The following is a 19,705-nucleotide window of genomic DNA, read 5'->3' as shown; positions in this document are numbered from 1 at the left end:
TCGCATGCTAATACTTTATAATCGTTTAATCTCTATTGAAACAACCAAATCGCTACCAGTGCCGTACTAATAACGATCGATACACCGAGCAAACCGGCCATCCACCCAGGTACGCGATCATGAGGAGCCGCAGCCTTTTGGGAACCCCGAACCGCCTCCCGCCACTGCTGGCTAGCCTCGCGCGAATGTTGAAATTGTCCGGTCAATGCCTTCTCCATCCACTGCTCTAAGGGCTGAAGTACGGAATTGCTCCGCACGAGCTTCATCAACTCCCGCGGATGGCGATTTTGCGGAAGCAACGTCCTCGTCAGCTGCATTAGCCGCTTGCCGTCAAGCGCGTGCAGCCATAGTAAGGCCACCGCGAAACAATCATAGGCCGGATCGGCAATGCGGCTGCCTGCCGACCAATAACCGCGATCATAAACCTCCGTAAACTGGCGGACGCTGCGGCCGATCGCCGACATGCCTCCGTAATCGACCAATTCCACCCGGCCATATTCGCTTACGAGAACGTTATCGCTTTTAATATCTCCGAACACCCATCCGGCTTCATGCAACTGCGCGAGTCTTTCCAACAGCCGATATCCGATAACTCCGATCCAATGGGAACCCTGCTGGCGCAAATAGACTTTGACTGGGCTTCCGGGCACGTATCGCATGACGTAAAAAGGAACCTTCGTTCCATCCAGCACAGCGTCGTCAACATCCAATAGAAAAGGGGGGCGATCCTTTTCCGAAAGATCGAGCGATGCCAGTATGTTGGCTTCACCTTGAAGTTCGGTAGCCTCAAGACCTATCTTGACCGCGTAGCTCTTTCGACTGCCCGATGAGGCTAGATACACTTGCCCATTCGCTCCTAATCCGAGCAGCCGATCCAACCGATATCGATTCCCGTTCCATGTGCCTCTAATTTCCGTACCCTGCGGTAAAAGTTGCTTGTTAGACGACGTAGTCACTCCGCACCTCGTTCGAATCGCCTCGTGTTGATTGCAGCGGCGTGTCCATGAGCTCTGTTTTGCTTATTTTACCACAAGTTTCCCGAATAAAATCAACGACCTGCAGAAGGGCGGGTCCCGTCGGAGTCGTCCCTCTCATGCGGATTCTGCCGAAGAGGGAGCCGATCTTAGCAGCGTTGGATGTCCACCCGGTATCCATCACGCAGTAATCATGCTGAGAATCCCCCGGGAAATGGAACACGGATACTTCGCTTTTGCCGGTTCGGGCTTGCAAGCTCAAGGTGAGATCTCGAATAGCCTCTTCCACCGCATGCAGCTTGGGCTTCATGCTAGCGCTGGCGTCTATGAGCAAGGCTACGGATAGGGAGACGGTTTCCTCCATCTCTTCCATCACTTTAACGACCTCGGCCCGCTTCGCCGGCGGCAGGGAGCCTACCGAATCTACGCCGAAAAGCTGGCGAAGCTCTTGATTAACCGCTTGGCGTATACTTCCCGCAACCGTCTGCCGGGTCATCATTTGCACCGTTCTAGCTAACTGCCGGCTGGTCACGATCTGACTAATACCTCCTCCTGCGCGCGCGATCTCGGCAATCTCCGCCGCTCCGTATTCACCGATCGTCCCTTCGTCCACGACACCCGCCACGTTTACCGTAATGCCCTCGGCATAAGCTTGCGCGGCAGCGCTAATCGGACTCTCGCCTACATTGGAACCCCCGTCGGTAATGAGCAATATTTGCTTCATTTTCTCACACTCCTTGATTGTCTAGAATCTATTAAGAGTGTCGCCAAGGAATGGGAGATTTAGACTTGAGGAGGCAGTTCTGTAGATGCGACTTCGCCAAGGCCAATAAACTGCCTCCAATGCCTAGATTGCTACGCTGGAGACTTTACCAAGGCCAAAAAACTACCTTCACCACCTAAATTGCAGCGCTGCGACATGGCCAAGGCCAACTAGCCAGGGCAAATGCATTAGACTTGCTCCGCACCTGATTAAATTCTGGCATTATTCAGTTGCGCGTAACGGTCAAAAGGACTGTTACAGAAGCCATTCAGTGAATATTTTCTGCCTTAACGGCCTTTTTGACCGTATCGCAGCCTACAATCCATCGATTGATCGTATTATGCCAGCTATAACGGCCATTTTGACCGTTACAGCTTTTCTACGGCTTTCCTACCTCGCTGTTACGCCCTTTTTGACCGTATCGGCTTCATGCATTCAATATCTATGTATCCCGTCCTAGGACATGTATTCTAATGCGATTGCCCTGGCCATCTGGCCACTCCCCGTAGAGTTATTAGCTTGGGTTGTATATAATTGGATATAACTATTGTGCGAAGAACAAATCCGGGGGAGGGAAGCGACATGAGGAAAATGACCTTAAACGATATCAAGGACATTAAACGTATTGGGGAAACAAGCGTCAATCATTCTATCGACCACTCAGTCAATCTATTCCGCGTTCGGACCCTTGAGTCGAAGGGAACAGAACGAAGTACTCCCCCCCGCGATCCCGATGAGGTTAAAGCTCTTAATTACTTAGCGCGCAACAAACTTCTGAGTGCCATGAGCAACGGAACCGTTCAATACGATAAGGAAAGACGGGTGTTGAGCATTGCTAAATATTCAAGAAGCGAATAAGGCGTTGACGGAGTTGGTTGGTGCAGCCAAGTTCGAGAGGCTTTTGCAGACAGCAGCCATTATTACCGATTTGTTGATGCAGCATGGAATCAAGCCCATTATCGTAGGAGGGCTCTCCGTCGAAATCTACACTTTAAGCGGATATTCAACGGAAGACATTGATTTCGTGCTCAGCGGATACGATAAGACAGGCGAAATACTCGAGCAACTCGGCTTTCAGAAGCTAGGTAAAAATTGGTTGCATCCAACCGTAGGCGTTTCCGTGGAAGTTCCCTCTAACCTCTTAGCCGGTGATTACAATAAAGTAACCGAGCTCCAGGTGGATGATAAACGAGTTTACGTCATTGGCTTAGAGGACATTGTTCTGGACCGATTAAGAAAAGCAGTCCATTGGAACTCGGGGAGAGATCGGGAGTGGGGTTATCGGCTCTTGCTTATGTATTTGGAAAAGCTCGAATTGTCCTATATGGCAAGCCAATTCGAGAATGATTCCGAGAGAGCCGAATTTCAAATTTGGTTGGATGAAGCAGCTAACGAAAAAAATCAAAAACCGGAATAGTCAATTGTCGAAATGAATAACCCTGCTACATTGAACAAGCCCCCAAAACCACAGATGAGTGGGTTTGGGGGCTTGTTTCATTCTTTTAGGTAACCATAGTTCAGCTCACCGTCCTTGGCCGCTCAAGCCGGTTGAGACCCGGCCAGCGGAACGCTGCCCATTCCGGCTGGTGGCGCGTGAGTCGGGTAACGACGACGGTCATATCATCCTTCACGCCGCCGGGATATTGGCGCAGCGCCGTATCGAGCAGCGCATCGGCGATTTCTTGCGGATCGTCGGCGTCCAGTTCGTGAAGCACTCTTTTCATCCACAGCTCCTTATTAATCGCATGTCCCGGAGAGTCTAGAATTCCGTCCGTCATCATGATCAGAGTATCCCCGGGCTGTAGTTGAACCCTTAACAAATCGATTTCGATGTCTTGCAAGATGCCAATCGGCAAATTATTGGCGGCTATCGGAATGATCTCCCTCCCTCGCTTAATGAAACTAGGCGTCGACCCGATCTTAAGCATCGTCGCATGCGCCGTATATAAATCTATTAAAGCAAGATCGATCGTGGCGAACATCTCTTCGGGGGAACGCAGCAGCAGCACGGAGTTTACCGATTTCACCGCCAACCGCTCGTCAATGCCGGACTGAAGCAGTTGCTCCAGCATCGACAATGCGGCGCTGCTCTCCATACGCGCTCTAACCCCATTGCCCATTCCGTCGCTTAATGCGACCGCAAACTTCCCATTACCCAGCTCCACCATGCTAAAGCTGTCTCCCGACAGCATGTCGCCGTCCTTCGCGGCCCCTGCCACCCCTGTCTCCACCTCGTACGCTTTGGCCGAAGCGAACGTCACTGTGCTCAGGTGCGCGGCGGGCTCGCCGCTTCGCTCATTGCTAACCGATACGGTTTCCCCGAGAATCTCCGTAAGTATCGGGGCGATCATCTTACGGCATTCATCGTAGCCGGATCGGAAAGCATGAACCATCTCAATGTCGATATGTCCCTCCTCTAAACTAATAATATCTATATTCTGAATCGCTAGGCCCAGATGGTCTAGGGCATCTCGAATCTGCCCCTCCTGAGCATCCATCTGTTTGGCTTCGCGACGAATTTCTTTAACCAGATCGTCCATTACCTGAGAAACTCCCGACAATTGATCCGCGACAAGAAAACGGCTGTCCTGCAGCTGCTGCCGCCAGTGCAGATCGTTGCGGTAAACGTCGTACTGCCGTTTGAGCACGTCGAGCACCACGGGAGTTTTGACGCAAATCCGACTCCAAGATTTAGGCATATGCGAGGGCTTCAGATCAGGCTCCTCCTCGACCGCCGTCATCATATCCGTCATCAGTTTGTAGGTCTGGATAAATTGGCCGTCCCAGCACAATCCCCTTTTATGGCATGTAGAGCATGCCCGTTCATGAACCGCATTCACGAAATGATCGAAGTCGCGGTTCTGCCTAGCGGTTTCCCCTGCCTGCGTCATTTGGCGAAAGCTACGCGACAGCTGACGGAACACTTCGGAAAACTTTTCCACCCTCTCAGCGGTCAAATCTCTTACTTTTTGCGCATAATCCCGTTGGTTCTGTGCATAGTCTGTAGTACCGGGAACATATCTTGATATCGATTCCGTAATCTTACGCGGGGTAATTAGCAGCAGCACTGCCGCGGCCACCGTCGACCACGTGGAAGCCATCGTGCTCGCGGAGTCCCCGCCATACAGAGCCAATACCGAGGTACCCAGCAATAATCCGAACACGGACGCCGCTTTACCGCCCTCCCGCACGAGCCCGGCCATCAGCCCCCCGAAGGCTAACAATCCGATCTCCGATGCCGCTCCCATATTGGACAAGCTAAGAATCATGCCCGCCACGACTCCAGCCGACGTTCCTAAGGCGGGTCCGCCTACAAATGCGGTCATCACGACAAAATAGCGGGATAACACGCTCGCCACGGCAATTCCATAAACGGTCCAACCCGTCATTCCCGTGAGCAGGCAAGCGAGCAAAATAGCGATTCCTACCCATTCCTCGTGCCGCAGGTGGGAAGCCTTTCTCGTACGAGCCAACACAGGCAGCGCATGGATGAACAGCAACGTCAACACGAAGGCTAATCCCGCTTCCACCAAAGTGAGCACGTAAGGCAGCCAAGAGGTTTTGTCCGCTAACAACGTGGAGAACACTCGGACAAGCAGCGTCGCCGCGAACACGACTACCGGCGCATGCGATAAATCCGCCCTTTCATAAAGCACCAATCCGCGATAAAGCAAATAGATGACGCCGATCTCCGCGCAAATAACGGCAGGCATCGGATCGAGCGCCCAGAAGCTGCCCGCTACGAGCGAAAGTGCCGCCCAGAATGCCAAATCCTTGCGCAAGTAAAGCACGACTCCGAAAAAGGCCGCGGCAAACGGCGTTATCCCTTCCAGCATAACCGCCCTGCCTAGCAAAAACCCGACTCCGATAATCAATAACAGCCATTGCTGCGCGCGTAACGCTTCTCCCCATCGCATGAGCAGCGAAGGCGGCTTGGCCTTTCCTTTAGCTTGCGTGGATTTTCTCCACTTGCGAAACCAACGCTTGCTCTCCTGTTCGGGAGCAAAGGAGGGTCCGGTTCCCGGACGCGGTACGAACGGAACGACGGACGGCTTGTCCATGATGCACACCCCATTTACCAGATTGAATTGTGTTCTTTATTATAGGGGGGGCATTTCATGAAGTTTGTCAGAAACGGTTGGCTGGAAAAAAGTTTTTTCCGACAGTTCCCGCTTGCTCGTCCCGACCGTATTCGGGAAACGTGGAAACCCGCGGCTCCCATAGTCTATTCTCGTTATTGCCTGGAGCGAAGCTCTCCGCACCCGCTATTTACGACAACAAAAAAACGCGCTCATCCGACGGGGGATGGCGCTCTTTGCCGCCCTCCCGCAGACGAGAAACGCGCTTGAATGCCGGATAGACGCGAATGAATGCGGAGGGTTAAAATTTTCTTAGAATATTTAAAGCGGCTGATTTCAAAGAAATGCAGCTGAGTGGCATCATTTTGACGGGATAACAACAACAAAACCGGACCCCTGGGCCCGGTTCTGAAAACAATATCGTTTATATCTTACGAACGACGTCCGCCGCGTCCGCCTCGTTTGGATTCGGTGCTTTTCTTGAGATTAGAAATGCGTTCTTCGCTGTCTTTAAGGAAGCGAGACAATTTGTCATCAAAAGATGGGGATCTGCCGAAACCACCCGGTTTGGAGGGACGACCGCCGCGATCGCGTGGTCCACGTTGTTGCGGTGCTTGCTGTTGTTGCTGTTCCGGCGGTTTGTCCACGGCTTGACGAATGGACAAGCCGATCTTGCCGTCTTTGTCCACATTAATGACCTTGACCGTAACCATGTCATTAATCTTCAAATGCTCATGAACATCCTTTACATAGCTGTCGGCAATCTCGGAAATATGGACGAGTCCCGTAACACCACCCGTAAGATCCACAAACGCTCCGAAATGCGTGATGCCGGTAACTTTGCCCTCCAATTTGGTACCCACTTCGATGGCCATAAAAAACGATGTTCCTCCCTGAAACTAAATGTGCCCGAACTGCATAAGTCCGGCTATGCCAATTATAACCGAGAATGGAAAGCGAGGTCAACAGACGTTAGACCAGGTAATACGCTTCATATCGGTTTTATTCAATCTTGATCGGAACTTCCCCCGGCATTCCAAGCCCATGCTCCTTGCGGGCAATTTGGCCTATGTATTCGGGATCGTTCAACCTGGCAATCTGTTGCTTAAGCGCATCGCTCTTCGCCTGGGCATCGGTAAGCTTCTTATCTGCTTCATGCAATTGACCCGAACGATCGCTGATCTGTCCGTATTGAACGATGATAACGTACAGCGCCCAGCTCATGAAGAGAACCATGATGAATAACAATAATTTCAACCGTCTGCGAGCTCCCGTCATGACGGGTGTCGCGGTCATAGTGCGTGAAGACATCCGATGCCTCCTTTCCCATGCTGCCAATCTGCCCTATTTAAACGGAGGGACGCGATTATTATAGCATAATTTGGACATTTGAAAATATCCTTCTTACGAAGCATTTCGAATAAAAACGATGTCGAAACGTTGCTACGGTTTTCTTTTAAACAAATCCCGTATTTGCCTCGCCTTTTCTCGTAGACGTATGTAGGCTTTCGCAACAGGTTCGATTTTCCGCCTTATCGGCAGGAGCTTAGGCCACAACCGTCGGCCGAGCGCTGAAAACGGCTTAAACAAAAGCTTTCCGATCCATAGCACCAGCGCTGCCGTAATGATAAATAGGATATCAAGCAGCTTGGCCAGCAAACGGACAACCCACAGAAACGGAGTCAATACTATCGTATTAACCAGCTTCCATAGAAAGTTAAACATTGCTTTAAGAATATCGAATATTTTGCCCGATAGCTTGACCACCCAATTGCTGAACAAACCGAAGTAGCCTGTTACGCCTATCCCGAGCCCGAGAAAAACATACATCCGTACTTCGCCTTGATTGCTCCCGAGCAAAATACTGAATACCCCTAGAGTTGCCGCAGCCCAATAAACGACATCAAGCGCAGGAAGCAGCCAACGCGCGACATGGAACCGATGCGAAGCGACACGATAGACGTCAAAAACGAGCCCCATCGATAATCCGCACAGCATCATGGAGGCGATCGTCATCCATTGTGCGGCCGCGTTCACTTGAACAACTTCCCGAACAAGCCCTTCGACTTGCTGCCGGCGTTGCCGTCCAAATAGATAAGGGAGTGGATTGCCCCTTCGATAGAGACGAGCCCCTGGTCCAAGCTCAGATTTTTCATATGCAGGTTTTGCCCCCGAACGGTCAAAAATCCGCATTCGGTTTCCAGCAGAAATTCCTCGTTATCGAAGCTCTCCACATTGCTGACACCGGAAATATCGAGCGATTTGCGATTGAGCATCCGGATCTCCTGATGTTTGGCACCCTTTGCGTGTTCCATGACGGCACGTCCCTCCTTACCTTTAAGACTAGCCTATGGGCAAAAGGGACGGAATAGAACTTTAGGGAGTAGGGCGCGTGAGAAGAACTTTAAGGATTATCAACGAGTGAGTACATGCGGGAAAACCTCTTAGGGATTTCAGCGTATTAGGACCAGTGGAAAACCTCTTAGGGCTTCAGCGTATAAGGACGCACACGGGCTTGATTACCGGAAGCTCCGTTCCCGCATAAATAGGCAATCCGGAGTCAGGGTCGATTCGGAATAGAACGATAGAATTCGATTCCTGATTAGCCGCTATCAGCCATTGTCCGTCCGGGGTCAAGGCGAAATTACGCGGCGTTTTCCCTCTCGTAGAGACATGGCCGGAGGCATGAAGCTCTCCCGATTGTTCGTCTATTCGGAAAACGGCAATGCTGTCATGCCCGCGATTGGACGCGTACACGAAACGGCCGTCCGGCGATACGAGGATTTCCGCACACCAGCTCTCGTCCGAATAGGAAGCCGGGAGCGTAGAGATGGAGCCTAAACGCACAAGCTTGCCCGGCGCTTCATACGAGAACCGCGTAACCGTAGAATCTAGCTCATTCACCGCGTATGCTGCTTTGCCATTCGGATGAAAGGCGAAATGGCGCGGACCCGCACCAGGTTCAAGCGAGACCGCATCATGAGCGGACCATTCGTGTGCTTCAGGACCGCGGGTATAAATAATGATCTTGTCCATCCCGAGATCAGGAACGAACAGAAATTGTCCGTCCGGGCTGAAAAAGACGGAATGAGGATGCGGCGCCTCCTGGCGATCCGCGTTCGGTCCGGAACCTGTATGGCGAAACCGGATCGCCGGAGGGCCGGGACGAGTATCCGGTCCAATCGGATACATCATAACGGACGCCCCGCTATAATTCGCGACGGCCAGCCAATCTTCACTAGGAGTAAGCGATAGATGGCAAGGGTGGGCGCCATGGGTCGGGTGAAATTGGCCGGGTCCGAGCTTACGGGTATCGGGATCTATCGGGAATGAGGCCAATTGTCCGCCTTCCTCTTGGCCTTCATCGTATGTAGCTGTCTCGCTTACCGCGTATAGCCGAGTTCCTTCTCGATTCATCTTGAGAAAAGACGCGTTCTCGATTCCTCCGTATTCGGCTGTTTTAATGAGTTCTCCCGTATTAGGGAGAAATTCAAGCCGAGTAAGGCCTACCTCCCCTTTGGCGCAATAAGCGCCTACCCATATTTCCCATGCCGGAGCGGTCATATTTATTCCTCCTACGCCATTATTGGCGGATGATTTTCGTTGTTTTATATTGTATACGAAAAAGGGACGGAGTGGCGAGTTGAGAGAGAGATGGAGAGAGATGGAGGGAGACGGAGTGGGAGAGTTGCAACTGCAAAAAGTACCGCTATTACTCCATTTCTGACGTCTCTGTAACTGTAACAAGTACTGCTATTTCTCCATTTCTGACGTCTCTGTAACTGTAACAAGTACTGCTATTTCTCCATTTCCAGCAACCAACGTCACAATAGCTGTAATATGTACGGCTATGCACCATTTCTGGCGATCAACGCTTCTGTAGCTGTACAAAGTACTGCTGCGAAAGTTTCATCGTCCAACGTTATAGTGCAAATGCAATCGATGCTCAGGGAGACGCGGTAAGTTCAGATTCTGAGCCTATTGATGGTTTTGGTGCTCCGTGCGACGCAGTAAGTTCAGATTATGAACCTATTGGTAGTTTTGGTGCTCTGTGCGACGCGGTAAGTTCAGTTTCTGAACCTATTGATGGTTTGGTGCTCCGTGCGACGCTGTAAGTTCAGATTATGAACCTATTGGTGTTCTGAGTGATTTGTGCGTTCGAGGAACTGCTGGTAAATTGGCTACAGACAATGCACCATCCTCTTTTTTCAAGGAAAATCCTCCGCAAACAAAAAAGCCCGCCGAATGGCAGAGCTTTACGTGTTCTATGCTAAGTTGTAAATCAGAGTGATGGCTTAAAGACCATTAGGATCTTCCTCGCGTTTACGGGCTTCTTCCTTAAGCACGGTGTACAGCCCCGCGATATCCTCTTTACGGTTGGATTCGGTCAACCGCTCTACCTGTACGGTTAACGTACGCTGTCCGAATTGAATGTCCAGCACATCGCCGATTTTGACGACGGTACTCGGCTTTGCCTCTTTACCGTTGAGAAGGACGCGTCCTTGATCGGACACGTCCTTCGCGACGGTGCGGCGCTTAATGAGCCGCGACACCTTCAGAAACTTATCCAGACGCATTAATTACTTAACGGCGTCTTTCAGTTTGTTGCCAGCTTTGAAAGCAGGTACTTTGGAAGCTGGGATCGTGATGGAGTTACCCGTTTGCGGGTTGCGGCCTACGCGGCCGGAGCGGCTGCGAGTTTCGAACGTGCCAAAGCCGATAAGTTGCACTTTGTCGCCGTTAGCCAGAGCGTCTGTTACTTCGCCCAGGAAGCCATTCAATACGGATTCAACGTCTTTCTTAGTCAAGCCGCTTTTGTCTGCGATGTTGTTGATCAAGTCAGTTTTGTTCATGTTACGGAATTCCTCCTATGATTGTACCTAATTTCGTTCCTGCAAGCTCTTGAGCCGCTTGAAACGTTGGTTTGTTTAATGCACGAAGGATACTATTCTGCCCCTTGTTAAAAAAATCCTGCCAATTTTCAAAAAAATTTCTCGAAATAGGTAGAAAGTACGGGAAATTCGGCGAATTTTAGGTTTTTTTAAGGTAAAAGTCGTGTTTTTGCTTCCTGCCACCAAGTTTCCATCTCTGGCAAATCAGTCTGCTCAAAAGTACGCCCGCTTATACGTAGCTGCTCCTCGATGTACTTAAAACGTGCCGCGAACTTGCGATTCGTACCCGCAAGCGCCTCCTCGGGGTCGGCTTTGAGAAACCGGGAAGCGTTGACGACGGCGAACAATAAGTCTCCCAATTCGTCCTGTTGGCGTTCCCGGGACTCCTGTTCGGCAGCATGGCGAAGCTCTTGCAGTTCCTCTTCGATTTTATCGAAAACACCGCCTAAGTCAGGCCAATCGAAACCGACTCCGGACGCTCTTTTCTGCTGTTTATGGGCACGCGGGAGAGCGGGCAAATCTTTGGGAATCCCGTCAAGAATCGATTGGCGCTCTGGAATTCCTTTGCGTTTTTTCTCCTCGGCCTTCATCTGCTCCCAATTTTGCAGCGCTTCCTCGGCATCTTGGGCATTCTCGCCGCCGAATACGTGCGGATGCCTAAAAATCAGCTTGTCGTTAAGCTCTGCCAAGACGTCGTAAACGTCGAACGTTCCGGTCTCTTCCTCCATCTGGCTATGCAGCAGCACTTGCAGGATGACGTCGCCGAACTCTTCCTTCATGCCGTCCGGATCGTCCAGATCAAGCGCTTCGATGGCCTCGAACGTTTCCTCGATGAAGTTCCGGCGGATGGATTGATGCGTCTGCTCGCGGTCCCATGGACAGCCTTCCGGGCTGCGGAGAATCGAGACGATTTCGTGCAGCCGCTCGAAAGAACGGCGGCGCAGCCGATCATCCGCATTGGCGGGAATATAAACGAGCATTAAGTTTCCGTAAGTCTCCAAGCGATCTAGCTCATGGAGCGGTATTTGTTGGATATTTTCCTGCCCGGCCACGCCAAGCGCTTGTCCTACGGTGACTAGGTGATCGTCCGGGTAGACGTTCATGAGCGTTAATTTAACCTCGGAGGCGGTAAAAGCATCATACACTTGTCCAATAACCGTATGTAAACGTGGCCGCAGGTGCTCTCGAGTAAGATCCGCGGCATCTAGAAGCTGAAAACCTTCAATCGGATCGAAGCCCAGCCGCGTAAAAGCCTGGTCGAGGAAGCTCTCGCCGCCAAGCACGGTTAAGGTGATCCCTTCCTCGGATGCGCGCTGCCGAAGCAATTGCACGGTCCGCTCTGCGACCATCGGGTGACCGGGCACCGTGTAGATGATGTTTTCGTTCATATTTTGTTTCGCCATATTCAGCAATTCGAGCGTTATAGCTTCATAGACAGCTTCGAAGGAGTCTAGACGTTCGTACAGATGATCGAAAGTTTCGAACGAGATATTGCGCAGCTTGAGGTCGGCAATCGCCGGGTGGTCGGCCGTCCGCGCATAACGACGGGGCGATTGCTCCAGAACCTTGAGCATGCAAAGAGTTAGTTGATCTTCTCCGCCGGAGCCAAGTCCGACGACTGTAATTGAGGGTGGCATTGTAAGGATCATCCTTCCCGCGATTGCGAGGGTTTATTATTGCGTATAGCGAGACTGTGAAGACGGAGAAGCCAGGTTTCTATGCGGCTGCCGGGAAGACCCGGCAGCTCGCGCCATTGCTGCGGAGCGACGGCGCCCAGGGCGACGAGCGCCGCGGCGAAGACGGCGGCCCCGACGAAGACGCCCGGCAGGGCGACGAGGAGGGCCGCAGCGCGCGCGGGCAAGGCGGCGGTTAGCGCGCCGAGCCCGAGCGCACTGGCCGCGGCCGCGGCGGCCATAGCCGCCAGCGCAGCGGTCGAGCGCCACGCGACGGCTAGGCGCGGGGCGGGCAGTAGAACACGCTGACGCAAGGACAGCGCGTTCAGCACTGCGGCGGTGGCGAATGCCAGCGCCATCGCGGCGGCTGCGCCGCGTATGCCGTACGCGGGCACCAGCACCGCGTTGAGCGTGAGCTTAAGCAGCGCGGCTGCGGCCAGGTTGACGGCGGGCGACCGCAGATCGCCCATGCCCTGCAAAAGCGCCGCGCTCACCGCTTGAAGCGTGCCGCCTACGGCGGCAAAAGCGACGATCGCCATCGCGGCGGTGCCGCTGCCGTCGGCAAACAAAGCTTTATTGATCGGCGACGCAAGTACCGCCAATCCTACCGCGGACGCCCCGCCAATCCACCAGGCGAGGCGCAAAGCAAAGAGCGCGCGCGCCGTATACTCCGCATCATCGCCGCGAGCCCTCGCTGCCGTCAGCGCCGGAACGATCGCCGACGCCGCGCCCGCAGCTCCCATAATGACAAGCTGCAGCAGGGCGACTCCGCGATTGTAAACGCCGAACTGCGCCATGGACCAAGCCGCTTCTATATCCTTCTGTTGCAGCAACCGCGGAATTGAGAATGCATCGATCAACCCGAACAAGGGAGCGACAATGGAGGCAATCGCGACGGGAATAGCTACCGCAGCAATCCGCTTAAGCAAAGCCCGCCGAGATTCCGGCATTTTAACCAAACGTATCGAAGCCCCCGATGCCCCTGAAACCCCTGATGCTCCTGATGCTCCTGATGCTCCTGATGCTCCTGATGCTCCTGATGCTCCTGATGCTCCTGATGCTCCTGATGCCCCCGATGCCCCTGAAACTCCTGATTCCCCTGAAACTCCTGATTCCCCTGAACCCCCGGAAGCTTCGAAACTCTTCCTCGCGCCTGTCGAGCGGATCACAAACGGCTTGTTCCGGTTGCTGCCCGTATGCCATAGCATCGCGATCAGCCCGGCAACAGCTCCGGTTGCCAGACCTCCATGAACGGCCGCTGCCGTGGAAGAAGGCGACCAGGAAGCGTGGATTGCCCAAATCAGGGCTGCGAGCATAAATGCGACACGGGCGGTTTGTTCGCTAAGCTGCGATACTGCAGGTCGAATCATCTGCATCCGGCCCTGACGATAACCTCTAAGAACCGCTGTCGCAGGCGCGAATAACAGAGCCAGAGACGACATTCTAATAGCCGGAGCAGCCGACTCTAACCCCATCCAAGAAGCAAACCTATCCGCTCCCAACCACAGTAAACAGAACATAAAAAGCCCACTTATTCCGAGCAGCCCCAGCGACCACCGAAGAACCCGCTGCGCTCCCTGCTCGTCGCCGTGCGCTGTCCTTTCCGCTACGAGTACGCTTACAGCTACGGGAATCCCGGCCGAAGCCAACGTCATCCACATCACCGCCAAAGCGTACACCGCGCTGTACAAGCCGAACACTTCATCTCCGGCCATGTTTTGCAACGGTATTTTCTGCAGCGTTCCGATCAGCTTAGATAGCAAAGCCGCTCCGCCAAGCAATGCCGCTCCTTGCCAAAGCGCCTTTTTACCTAAATTCTCGGTCTCATATTCCACTCGCATTCCGCCGCATTCCCCATTCCCTATCGAACAACCAAATCTCCGGCTTCCGCAATCTCCCGCTTCATGGCTTATGGTTTAGATTATAAACGAAAGCCGTAAAGCAAAAAAGCTTCCCGATGAACAGATATCGCTTCTGCTCGGGAAACTTTTCCGCACGGCCGATTAGCCTACTGCTCCATTTGCTTAGCGAGAAAACCAGCTGCCGTCTCTACCATCTTGCTTTCCATATCCGCCATGTTTACCTGTTCGTCCTTGCTGAGCAATACGACGGTTCCGATAGGGTCGCCGCCCGCAACGATCGGCGCGGCAACGAAGGAACTTATCGTTTCGGTAATATCGCGCAATATTTCATAACTGCCAGGCGAATTCTCCATAATGATTTTCCTGTTCTCCATACAGCTCTCGAGCAGGTTTCCGATCGCTTTGTCGAGGTACTCCTTCTTGGAAGCACCCGCCACGGCAATAAAGGTGTCCCGATCGGAAATCATGGCAATGTGTCCCGTGCTCTCAGACAAAGATTCCGCATATTCCTTGGCGAAGTCGCCCAGTTCACCGATTGGGGAATATTTTTTGAGAATGACTTCGCCATCCCGGTCCACGAAAATTTCGAGCGGATCCCCTTCCCGGATACGTAACGTGCGGCGAATTTCTTTCGGAATGACGACCCGTCCGAGGTCATCAATACGGCGTACAATCCCGGTTGCTTTCATAGCTCGTGTTGCCCCACTTTCATTGGTGTATTCACTCTGCGCTACCGGCGCGAATGACTTGCCGGCCTTTATGACGAACACTAGCACAAACGGAAAAAGGTGACATTGAATCGTGAATGTAGTATTCAACCTCTCCCATTTTCTTATGCGTTCACCCTGCACTGGAGGAAACATCCATTTAAAGGGGTTTGGCTTTCTCCGTTAATTTACCCGGTTCCGCAGCGGGACCCGTACTCTTCATCATTAGCTTCCAGATCATCTGCGCCGCTTGCTTTACCGTGCGCGGGCGCTGATCTCCGGCTCCTTGCAGCAAGCGGAACGGCCGGGCCAGCCGAGGCAGATGAAGCGACGCCCGCTCCAGCAGTTCGTCCTCGTATAATAAATCGACGGTTCCCGACGCGATTAGCTTACCCTCTTTAAGCAGCAGGACATGGTCAGCCCATTCAGCCGCAAAATCGACGTCGTGCGTGGCGACCACAATGGTCAGTCCCATCCGATGCATGTTTTCCAGCAAAGCTTGCAGCTCATCGCGGCCTTTCGGGTCAAGGAACGACATAGGCTCGTCAAGAATGATCAGTTCCGGCCTCATCGCCAGCACACCCGCTATAGCAACTCGGCGCTTCTGTCCGTAACTGAGCTCGAAGGGAGACCGTTTGCTCATCTCCTTCATTCCGACGCTAATAAGCGCCTGCTCGACCCGCTCCAGGACCTCCTCCTCGTTCAATCCGAGGTTTCGGGGTCCGAACGCCACATCTTCTTCGACCGACATGGAAAAAATTTGATCATCGGGATCTTGATAGACGACTCCGACTCTCCGGCGCAATTGGTGTCCATTATCCCGCTTCACTTCCTCTCCGAATAAACGGACTTCGCCCTTCTGGGAAAGCTCCAGCCCGTTCAACAAAGAAATAAGCGTCGATTTGCCCGCGCCGTTAGGACCCATTAACGCAACCTTGGTACCGACGGGGATGTCGAAGGATACCCCGTTCAGCGCTTTAATATTCCCATAGGTATAGGTTACTTCCCGAACCTCAATGGCCAATGGGGCATCACCCGATTCCCTTAAAACTTTATTAACTCGCGACTCCATCTGATTTTTTTGCATAACCGGCATCTCCCCTTCCAATCCGCCTCTTGCCGACATCGCGATATAGATTCGTTGGCTTCGCTGGTAAGCTCTGAGAAATAACACCCCAATCAATTCACCGAAGCGCCGGTACGTTCTTACGTTCCATGACCAACCGGCAAACCTCATCCCCCGAGACCGCTGCGCCTTGGACATGCTGACCGCTTCGTCCTTGAGCAGAAAAAAGTATCTGAGCATCAACATCATGAGTTCCAGCAAAATAGCCGGCACCCCAACGGTACGCAAGCTGCGAAGAAGAACGAACAAAGGAGTAACAGAGAGCAGATAGGTCAGGAGCAGGTTCGCATTGACGAGCTTTAGCAAAATAACAGTCGCCCGCAGCACCCCTTCCTCCGTCGCCGTGAAGCCTAGGAAATCAAAAACCGGAATGCCCGGCGTATGAAAAGGGATGAAAATAGCTGCCCCTGCGCCAAAAGGCAACAAAAGCAGCATTCTGCCCAAAATATTCTGAATCGATATTCCGCACCACAGCAGCATGAACAGGAACAACCCAGCGGACACGGCAAGAATGCCGGGCTGCCATAAGACCACAACGGTACAAAGAAGCGCAAGAACCGTCCACAAACGGTATGAAGGTTTGTTGATCAGAGGTTTGATCCCTTCCCGCTCATGAAGGGTGATGATCGTTTTCCCCGACATGATCTTCCTCCTCGCGGCGCGTTAGCTTCGACGTCAATCCGTACAATACCAAGAACAACAGAGCCACTCCGATGATACCCGCTAGCCCTACCTTCAGGATAGGGATCGCAATACCCGGAAGCTCATATCCGGAAATCCATGCGGTCCACGATGGTTTCTTGGCCTCATCCAAAAATCCATGATCCGCGGCAACTCTCTCTAATCCATCGGGGTGCGAAGATGCGAAAAAGGAAATAATTCCTGCCGCAATTAACGTAATAATAGCCATGACGATCCACTTGCGCTTATTGCCCGTTACGGTCAAAGGTTTGCTCATGTCGGCGTCACCTCCGGTTTCGGTTGCAGTCCTTCCATATCCACGTTGCGTTCCGTCAAGTAAGCGACAGCAAGCGCGGTAAGCAAACCTTCGCCGATTCCGATCAAGCTATGCCAACCCGCCATCGCTTGAAGCGCAACTCCAATGGGAAAAGTACCGGACCAAGCGAGCAGCAAAGCCACGCCGCAGGCGGCGGAGACGATCGAGCACCACGCGGCCACGAACGTGACTGCTTTCGTCAGGCGGCCCCGCAGCATGATTAAACCAAGGCGGTACACGCCATAACCTGCGTATGAACCGATTACGCCCGTACACAAAATGTTCGCTCCGAGAACCGTAAGCCCTCCATCCTGAAAGATCAACGCTTGAATTATGAGCACCGCGGACATAATGACGACGGCTACCGCAGGTCCGAATAAAATCGATGCCATCGCTCCGCCAAGGAAATGGCCCGAAGTCGCACCGGCAATCGGAAAATTAAGCATCTGCGCAGCAAAAATGAACGCGCCCGTCAGAGCAATCATGGGCACCTGCCGTCGGGACAAGGATACGCGCGTTTTCCTTAGGCTGTAGGCAACCGCGCCCGCTCCGACAATCCCCGTGGTTATACATGTTTTTACGTCTAAGAAGCCATCTGGAATATGCATATCATCTCTCCTCCCTCCGCCAATGAAATAAATCGGCTTAGCCGTCTATAGGACGACACTACACGTTTGTATCGAGCGTTCAAATGAGTATATAGTCAGATGCAGCATGTCAGGAATAAAATAACCGCAAAAAAGAAATAAAAGGACAATTACTGTTATTCCTACAATAATGGTTTACTCCCATTACTATAACTGTAAAAATACCGTTATTATTAATAATAACGGCATACAACAGCAAACGAACGGTAAACTTATGCGATTTATGAGAAAGCCTCATCCATTTTTGTTAATATTCTATCAATGCGCCGTCAAAGCCGTCAACATTCATGGCAGGTATTCTTACTCTTCCTTATGTTTCAATAAGGCAGTTAACTCTCTTCTCAGCTTGAGGAACTCCGGGTGCTCCCGCACCTCGGATGTGCGCTCTGCGGGCAGCGTAACGGGATATTCCTTCAGAATGCGGCCCGGGCCTGCGCCCATGACGACGATACGCTGCGACAAGAAAATCGCTTCGTCGATGTCATGCGTAATAAATAGAACGGTCGTCTTCTCCTTCTCCCATACGTCGAGAAGCGCCTCCTGCATCTCCAGCTTCGTCTGCGCGTCAAGCGCTCCGAACGGTTCGTCCATGAGCAATACTTTGGGTCCGTTAGCCAACGCCCTTGCGATGGCCACCCGCTGCTTCATCCCGCCCGATAGCTGCTTCGGGAATCGGTTCGCGAATGACTCCAGCCGGGTGATGCGCAAATAACGGTTGGAGATGGCTCGACGCTCCAAGATTGAAATGCCCTTAAGCTTCGGGCCATACTCGATATTCTGTCTGACGGTTAACCACGGGAAAAGCGTATAGCCTTGAAACACCATGCCGCGATCCGCGCCGGGTCCGACGACCAAATCGCCGTCCACGCCCACGTCTCCCTCGCTAGCCTCTTCCAATCCCGCTACTATACGTAATAATGTGGATTTCCCGCATCCGGACGGGCCTACGATCGTTACGAATTCATTGGCTCCGATTTCAAGATCGATATTTTCCAATGCCCGGAAAGTCGTCTTCCCCGTCGCGAATGATTTGCCTATGCCTTGGATCGAAATCGAGCCTAAACCGCCCGAAGCCGCACCCTTGTCGTACTTAATCGCCGCCTGCGCGTTATCTGCCATTTTTTCCACCACCTCTATCGCTTTACTCATGGTTTCTGCCTCCCTATGATTCCATTTATGCCCACGGATACAAACGACGGTTAAGGAAAGCAAAGATGCGATCGCTGATCAATCCAAGCAACCCGATAACGATAATTCCGACGAAGATTTGCTCTGTATTGAGAAATCTTTGGGCTTTCATAATGGCGTAACCGAGGCCGCTATTTACGGCGACGAGCTCTGCGACGACCAGATAAGTCCAAGCCCAACCAAGCATCAGTCTAAGCGTGTTAAGCAATCTCGGCTGCACGGCCGGAATAATAACGGTTTGGATCGCTTGCCAGCGGCTAGCCCCCAAGGTGAACGAAGCTTGAACAAGGTCTTTGGATACCAAGCGCGTGTCCGCGGCAACCATCAGAACGAGTTGGAAAAAACACCCGATGAAGATCAGCAAAATTTTGGCCCACTCGCCGATTCCCGCCCAAACCATAATAAGCGGGATGAAAGCGACGGCCGGCATGTAACGGATAAATTCCATTGGCGGCTCAACGAACGCTTCTCCATAACGATAAGTACCGGCTAACAAACCGATTGGGATCGCTACTATGGAGGCAAGCACGAAACCCGCGGATACCCGAAAAATACTGATTCCGATATGGTGCCAGTAGACGCTCGTGCCTAGCTGCTCGAATAAGCTTGTGAGAACTTTATCCGGAGTAGGCAGGAAAATGGGATTAACGAGCTCCCCATAGCTGAGCAATGACCAGAAAGCGAGCATGACGAGAAAAGATAGGGTGGCGGTGATCCCAAAGCCGCGCTTCGGGATATCCTCGAAAATTTGCATGGCATGGCGTTTTCTTTTCACCGCTTGATTCGGCTTACTCATG

At 52.5% G+C, this 19,705-nt stretch carries 21 protein-coding genes; 3 read left to right on the top strand and 18 right to left on the bottom strand.

Translation table 11 applies throughout. The features are described from left to right. Window positions 1-32 precede the first annotated feature (32 nt). Window positions 33-956, bottom strand: a complete 924-nt coding sequence (locus K7P76_RS31425) for a serine/threonine protein kinase (RefSeq protein WP_232190056.1) — start codon at window positions 954-956, stop codon at window positions 33-35. Next, window positions 940-1,698 carry a vWA domain-containing protein gene (locus tag K7P76_RS31420; protein WP_232190055.1) on the bottom strand — a complete coding sequence of 253 codons (759 nt, stop codon included), beginning with the start codon at window positions 1,696-1,698 and terminating at the stop codon, window positions 940-942. The genes K7P76_RS31425 and K7P76_RS31420 overlap by 17 nt, the downstream gene beginning before the upstream one ends. 621 nt (window positions 1,699-2,319) lie before the next feature. Between K7P76_RS31420 and K7P76_RS31415 the strand changes: the two genes are divergently transcribed. Together K7P76_RS31415 and K7P76_RS31410 are read left to right on the top strand one after the other, a co-directional pair. Next, window positions 2,320-2,595: a hypothetical protein gene (locus K7P76_RS31415; RefSeq protein ID WP_232190054.1), complete on the top strand. Its 276-nt coding sequence runs from the start codon at window positions 2,320-2,322 to the stop codon at window positions 2,593-2,595. Beyond that, entirely contained in the window at window positions 2,570-3,154 is a 585-nt protein-coding gene (locus tag K7P76_RS31410; protein ID WP_232190053.1) for a hypothetical protein, read from the top strand. The genes K7P76_RS31415 and K7P76_RS31410 overlap by 26 nt, the downstream gene beginning before the upstream one ends. Before the next feature lie 100 nt (window positions 3,155-3,254). Here the strand turns inward: K7P76_RS31410 and spoIIE are convergent, their stop codons facing one another. After that, window positions 3,255-5,798 carry a stage II sporulation protein E gene (gene spoIIE, locus K7P76_RS31405; protein WP_232190052.1) on the bottom strand — a complete coding sequence of 848 codons (2,544 nt, stop codon included), beginning with the start codon at window positions 5,796-5,798 and terminating at the stop codon, window positions 3,255-3,257. 57 nt (window positions 5,799-5,855) lie between these two features. Here spoIIE and K7P76_RS31400 point away from each other — a divergent pair, with 57 nt between their 5' ends. Beyond that, a complete protein-coding gene (locus K7P76_RS31400; RefSeq protein WP_232190051.1) occupies window positions 5,856-6,086 on the top strand; it encodes a hypothetical protein in 231 nt (76 codons plus the stop codon). Between the two features lie 161 nt (window positions 6,087-6,247). Here K7P76_RS31400 and K7P76_RS31395 read toward each other — a convergent pair whose 3' ends face one another. From K7P76_RS31395 to K7P76_RS31325, 15 genes are all read right to left on the bottom strand, one after another. Further along, on the bottom strand, window positions 6,248-6,691 hold the full coding sequence (locus tag K7P76_RS31395; RefSeq protein ID WP_232190050.1) for a S1 domain-containing RNA-binding protein: 444 nt from the start codon (window positions 6,689-6,691) through the stop codon (window positions 6,248-6,250). Window positions 6,692-6,818: 127 nt separating this feature from the next. Further along, the gene (locus tag K7P76_RS31390) at window positions 6,819-7,127 is read right to left on the bottom strand and encodes an FtsB family cell division protein (RefSeq protein WP_232190049.1); all 309 of its coding nucleotides are present in this window, start codon (window positions 7,125-7,127) and stop codon (window positions 6,819-6,821) included. A 132-nt stretch (window positions 7,128-7,259) separates the two neighbouring features. After that, window positions 7,260-7,853 (bottom strand): spore cortex biosynthesis protein YabQ, encoded by a 594-nt coding sequence (yabQ, locus tag K7P76_RS31385; protein WP_232190048.1) that lies wholly within the window; start codon window positions 7,851-7,853, stop codon window positions 7,260-7,262. Then, a complete protein-coding gene (gene yabP / locus K7P76_RS31380) occupies window positions 7,850-8,131 on the bottom strand; it encodes a sporulation protein YabP (RefSeq protein ID WP_232190047.1) in 282 nt (93 codons plus the stop codon). Before yabP ends, yabQ begins: the two co-directional genes overlap by 4 nt. A 175-nt stretch (window positions 8,132-8,306) precedes the next feature. Then, a complete protein-coding gene (locus K7P76_RS31375; protein WP_232190046.1) occupies window positions 8,307-9,380 on the bottom strand; it encodes a lactonase family protein in 1,074 nt (357 codons plus the stop codon). Window positions 9,381-10,111: 731 nt separating this feature from the next. Beyond that, window positions 10,112-10,393 (bottom strand): RNA-binding S4 domain-containing protein, encoded by a 282-nt coding sequence (locus tag K7P76_RS31370; RefSeq protein WP_232190045.1) that lies wholly within the window; start codon window positions 10,391-10,393, stop codon window positions 10,112-10,114. Window positions 10,394-10,396: 3 nt separating this feature from the next. Next, the gene (hbs, locus tag K7P76_RS31365) at window positions 10,397-10,669 is read right to left on the bottom strand and encodes a non-specific DNA-binding protein Hbs (RefSeq protein WP_130604605.1); all 273 of its coding nucleotides are present in this window, start codon (window positions 10,667-10,669) and stop codon (window positions 10,397-10,399) included. A gap of 188 nt (window positions 10,670-10,857) precedes the next feature. Next, window positions 10,858-12,345, bottom strand: a complete 1,488-nt coding sequence (gene yabN / locus K7P76_RS31360) for a bifunctional methyltransferase/pyrophosphohydrolase YabN (RefSeq protein WP_232190044.1) — start codon at window positions 12,343-12,345, stop codon at window positions 10,858-10,860. A gap of 8 nt (window positions 12,346-12,353) precedes the next feature. Continuing rightward, the gene (locus tag K7P76_RS31355) at window positions 12,354-14,222 is read right to left on the bottom strand and encodes a polysaccharide biosynthesis protein (RefSeq protein WP_232190043.1); all 1,869 of its coding nucleotides are present in this window, start codon (window positions 14,220-14,222) and stop codon (window positions 12,354-12,356) included. Between the two features lie 167 nt (window positions 14,223-14,389). After that, window positions 14,390-14,932 carry a stage V sporulation protein T gene (spoVT, locus tag K7P76_RS31350; protein ID WP_232190042.1) on the bottom strand — a complete coding sequence of 181 codons (543 nt, stop codon included), beginning with the start codon at window positions 14,930-14,932 and terminating at the stop codon, window positions 14,390-14,392. Window positions 14,933-15,110: 178 nt separating this feature from the next. Further along, window positions 15,111-16,718, bottom strand: a complete 1,608-nt coding sequence (cbiQ, locus tag K7P76_RS31345; RefSeq protein WP_232190041.1) for a cobalt ECF transporter T component CbiQ — start codon at window positions 16,716-16,718, stop codon at window positions 15,111-15,113. After that, window positions 16,687-17,034 carry a PDGLE domain-containing protein gene (locus K7P76_RS31340; protein ID WP_232190040.1) on the bottom strand — a complete coding sequence of 116 codons (348 nt, stop codon included), beginning with the start codon at window positions 17,032-17,034 and terminating at the stop codon, window positions 16,687-16,689. Before K7P76_RS31340 ends, cbiQ begins: the two co-directional genes overlap by 32 nt. Then, complete coding sequence (locus K7P76_RS31335; protein ID WP_232190039.1) at window positions 17,031-17,681, bottom strand: energy-coupling factor ABC transporter permease; 651 nt, start codon at window positions 17,679-17,681, stop codon at window positions 17,031-17,033. Before K7P76_RS31335 ends, K7P76_RS31340 begins: the two co-directional genes overlap by 4 nt. A 339-nt stretch (window positions 17,682-18,020) precedes the next feature. Continuing rightward, window positions 18,021-18,869, bottom strand: coding sequence for an ABC transporter ATP-binding protein (locus K7P76_RS31330; RefSeq protein ID WP_232190038.1), 849 nt, complete (start codon window positions 18,867-18,869; stop codon window positions 18,021-18,023). A 25-nt stretch (window positions 18,870-18,894) separates the two neighbouring features. Continuing rightward, window positions 18,895-19,704, bottom strand: coding sequence for an ABC transporter permease (locus tag K7P76_RS31325; protein WP_232190037.1), 810 nt, complete (start codon window positions 19,702-19,704; stop codon window positions 18,895-18,897). Window position 19,705 lies beyond the last annotated feature (1 nt).

The sequence above is a fragment of the Cohnella silvisoli genome (genome assembly GCF_021190915.1).
Lineage (GTDB): Bacteria > Bacillota > Bacilli > Paenibacillales > Paenibacillaceae > Cohnella > Cohnella silvisoli.
The sequence above is the reverse complement of the archived record's forward strand: the minus strand, read 5'-3'. Positions and strand labels throughout refer to the sequence as shown.

Excerpts from the sequence above, each read along its gene's own strand:
- K7P76_RS31420 (WP_232190055.1), bottom strand. The coding sequence starts at position 1,698 with ATGAAGCAAATATTGCTCATTACCGACGGGGGTTCCAATGTAGGCGAG.
- K7P76_RS31415 (WP_232190054.1), top strand. The coding sequence starts at position 2,320 with ATGAGGAAAATGACCTTAAACGATATCAAGGACATTAAACGTATTGGG.
- spoIIE (WP_232190052.1), bottom strand. The coding sequence starts at position 5,798 with ATGGACAAGCCGTCCGTCGTTCCGTTCGTACCGCGTCCGGGAACCGGA.
- K7P76_RS31400 (WP_232190051.1), top strand. The coding sequence starts at position 5,856 with ATGAAGTTTGTCAGAAACGGTTGGCTGGAAAAAAGTTTTTTCCGACAG.
- K7P76_RS31395 (WP_232190050.1), bottom strand. The coding sequence starts at position 6,691 with ATGGCCATCGAAGTGGGTACCAAATTGGAGGGCAAAGTTACCGGCATC.
- K7P76_RS31390 (WP_232190049.1), bottom strand. The coding sequence starts at position 7,127 with ATGTCTTCACGCACTATGACCGCGACACCCGTCATGACGGGAGCTCGC.
- yabP (WP_232190047.1), bottom strand. The coding sequence starts at position 8,131 with ATGGAACACGCAAAGGGTGCCAAACATCAGGAGATCCGGATGCTCAAT.
- K7P76_RS31375 (WP_232190046.1), bottom strand. The coding sequence starts at position 9,380 with ATGACCGCTCCGGCATGGGAAATATGGGTAGGCGCTTATTGCGCCAAA.
- K7P76_RS31370 (WP_232190045.1), bottom strand. The coding sequence starts at position 10,393 with ATGCGTCTGGATAAGTTTCTGAAGGTGTCGCGGCTCATTAAGCGCCGC.
- hbs (WP_130604605.1), bottom strand. The coding sequence starts at position 10,669 with ATGAACAAAACTGACTTGATCAACAACATCGCAGACAAAAGCGGCTTG.
- yabN (WP_232190044.1), bottom strand. The coding sequence starts at position 12,345 with ATGCCACCCTCAATTACAGTCGTCGGACTTGGCTCCGGCGGAGAAGAT.
- K7P76_RS31355 (WP_232190043.1), bottom strand. The coding sequence starts at position 14,222 with ATGCGAGTGGAATATGAGACCGAGAATTTAGGTAAAAAGGCGCTTTGG.
- spoVT (WP_232190042.1), bottom strand. The coding sequence starts at position 14,932 with ATGAAAGCAACCGGGATTGTACGCCGTATTGATGACCTCGGACGGGTC.
- cbiQ (WP_232190041.1), bottom strand. The coding sequence starts at position 16,718 with ATGTCGGGGAAAACGATCATCACCCTTCATGAGCGGGAAGGGATCAAA.
- K7P76_RS31340 (WP_232190040.1), bottom strand. The coding sequence starts at position 17,034 with ATGAGCAAACCTTTGACCGTAACGGGCAATAAGCGCAAGTGGATCGTC.
- K7P76_RS31335 (WP_232190039.1), bottom strand. The coding sequence starts at position 17,681 with ATGCATATTCCAGATGGCTTCTTAGACGTAAAAACATGTATAACCACG.
- K7P76_RS31330 (WP_232190038.1), bottom strand. The coding sequence starts at position 18,869 with ATGAGTAAAGCGATAGAGGTGGTGGAAAAAATGGCAGATAACGCGCAG.
- K7P76_RS31325 (WP_232190037.1), bottom strand. The coding sequence starts at position 19,704 with ATGAGTAAGCCGAATCAAGCGGTGAAAAGAAAACGCCATGCCATGCAA.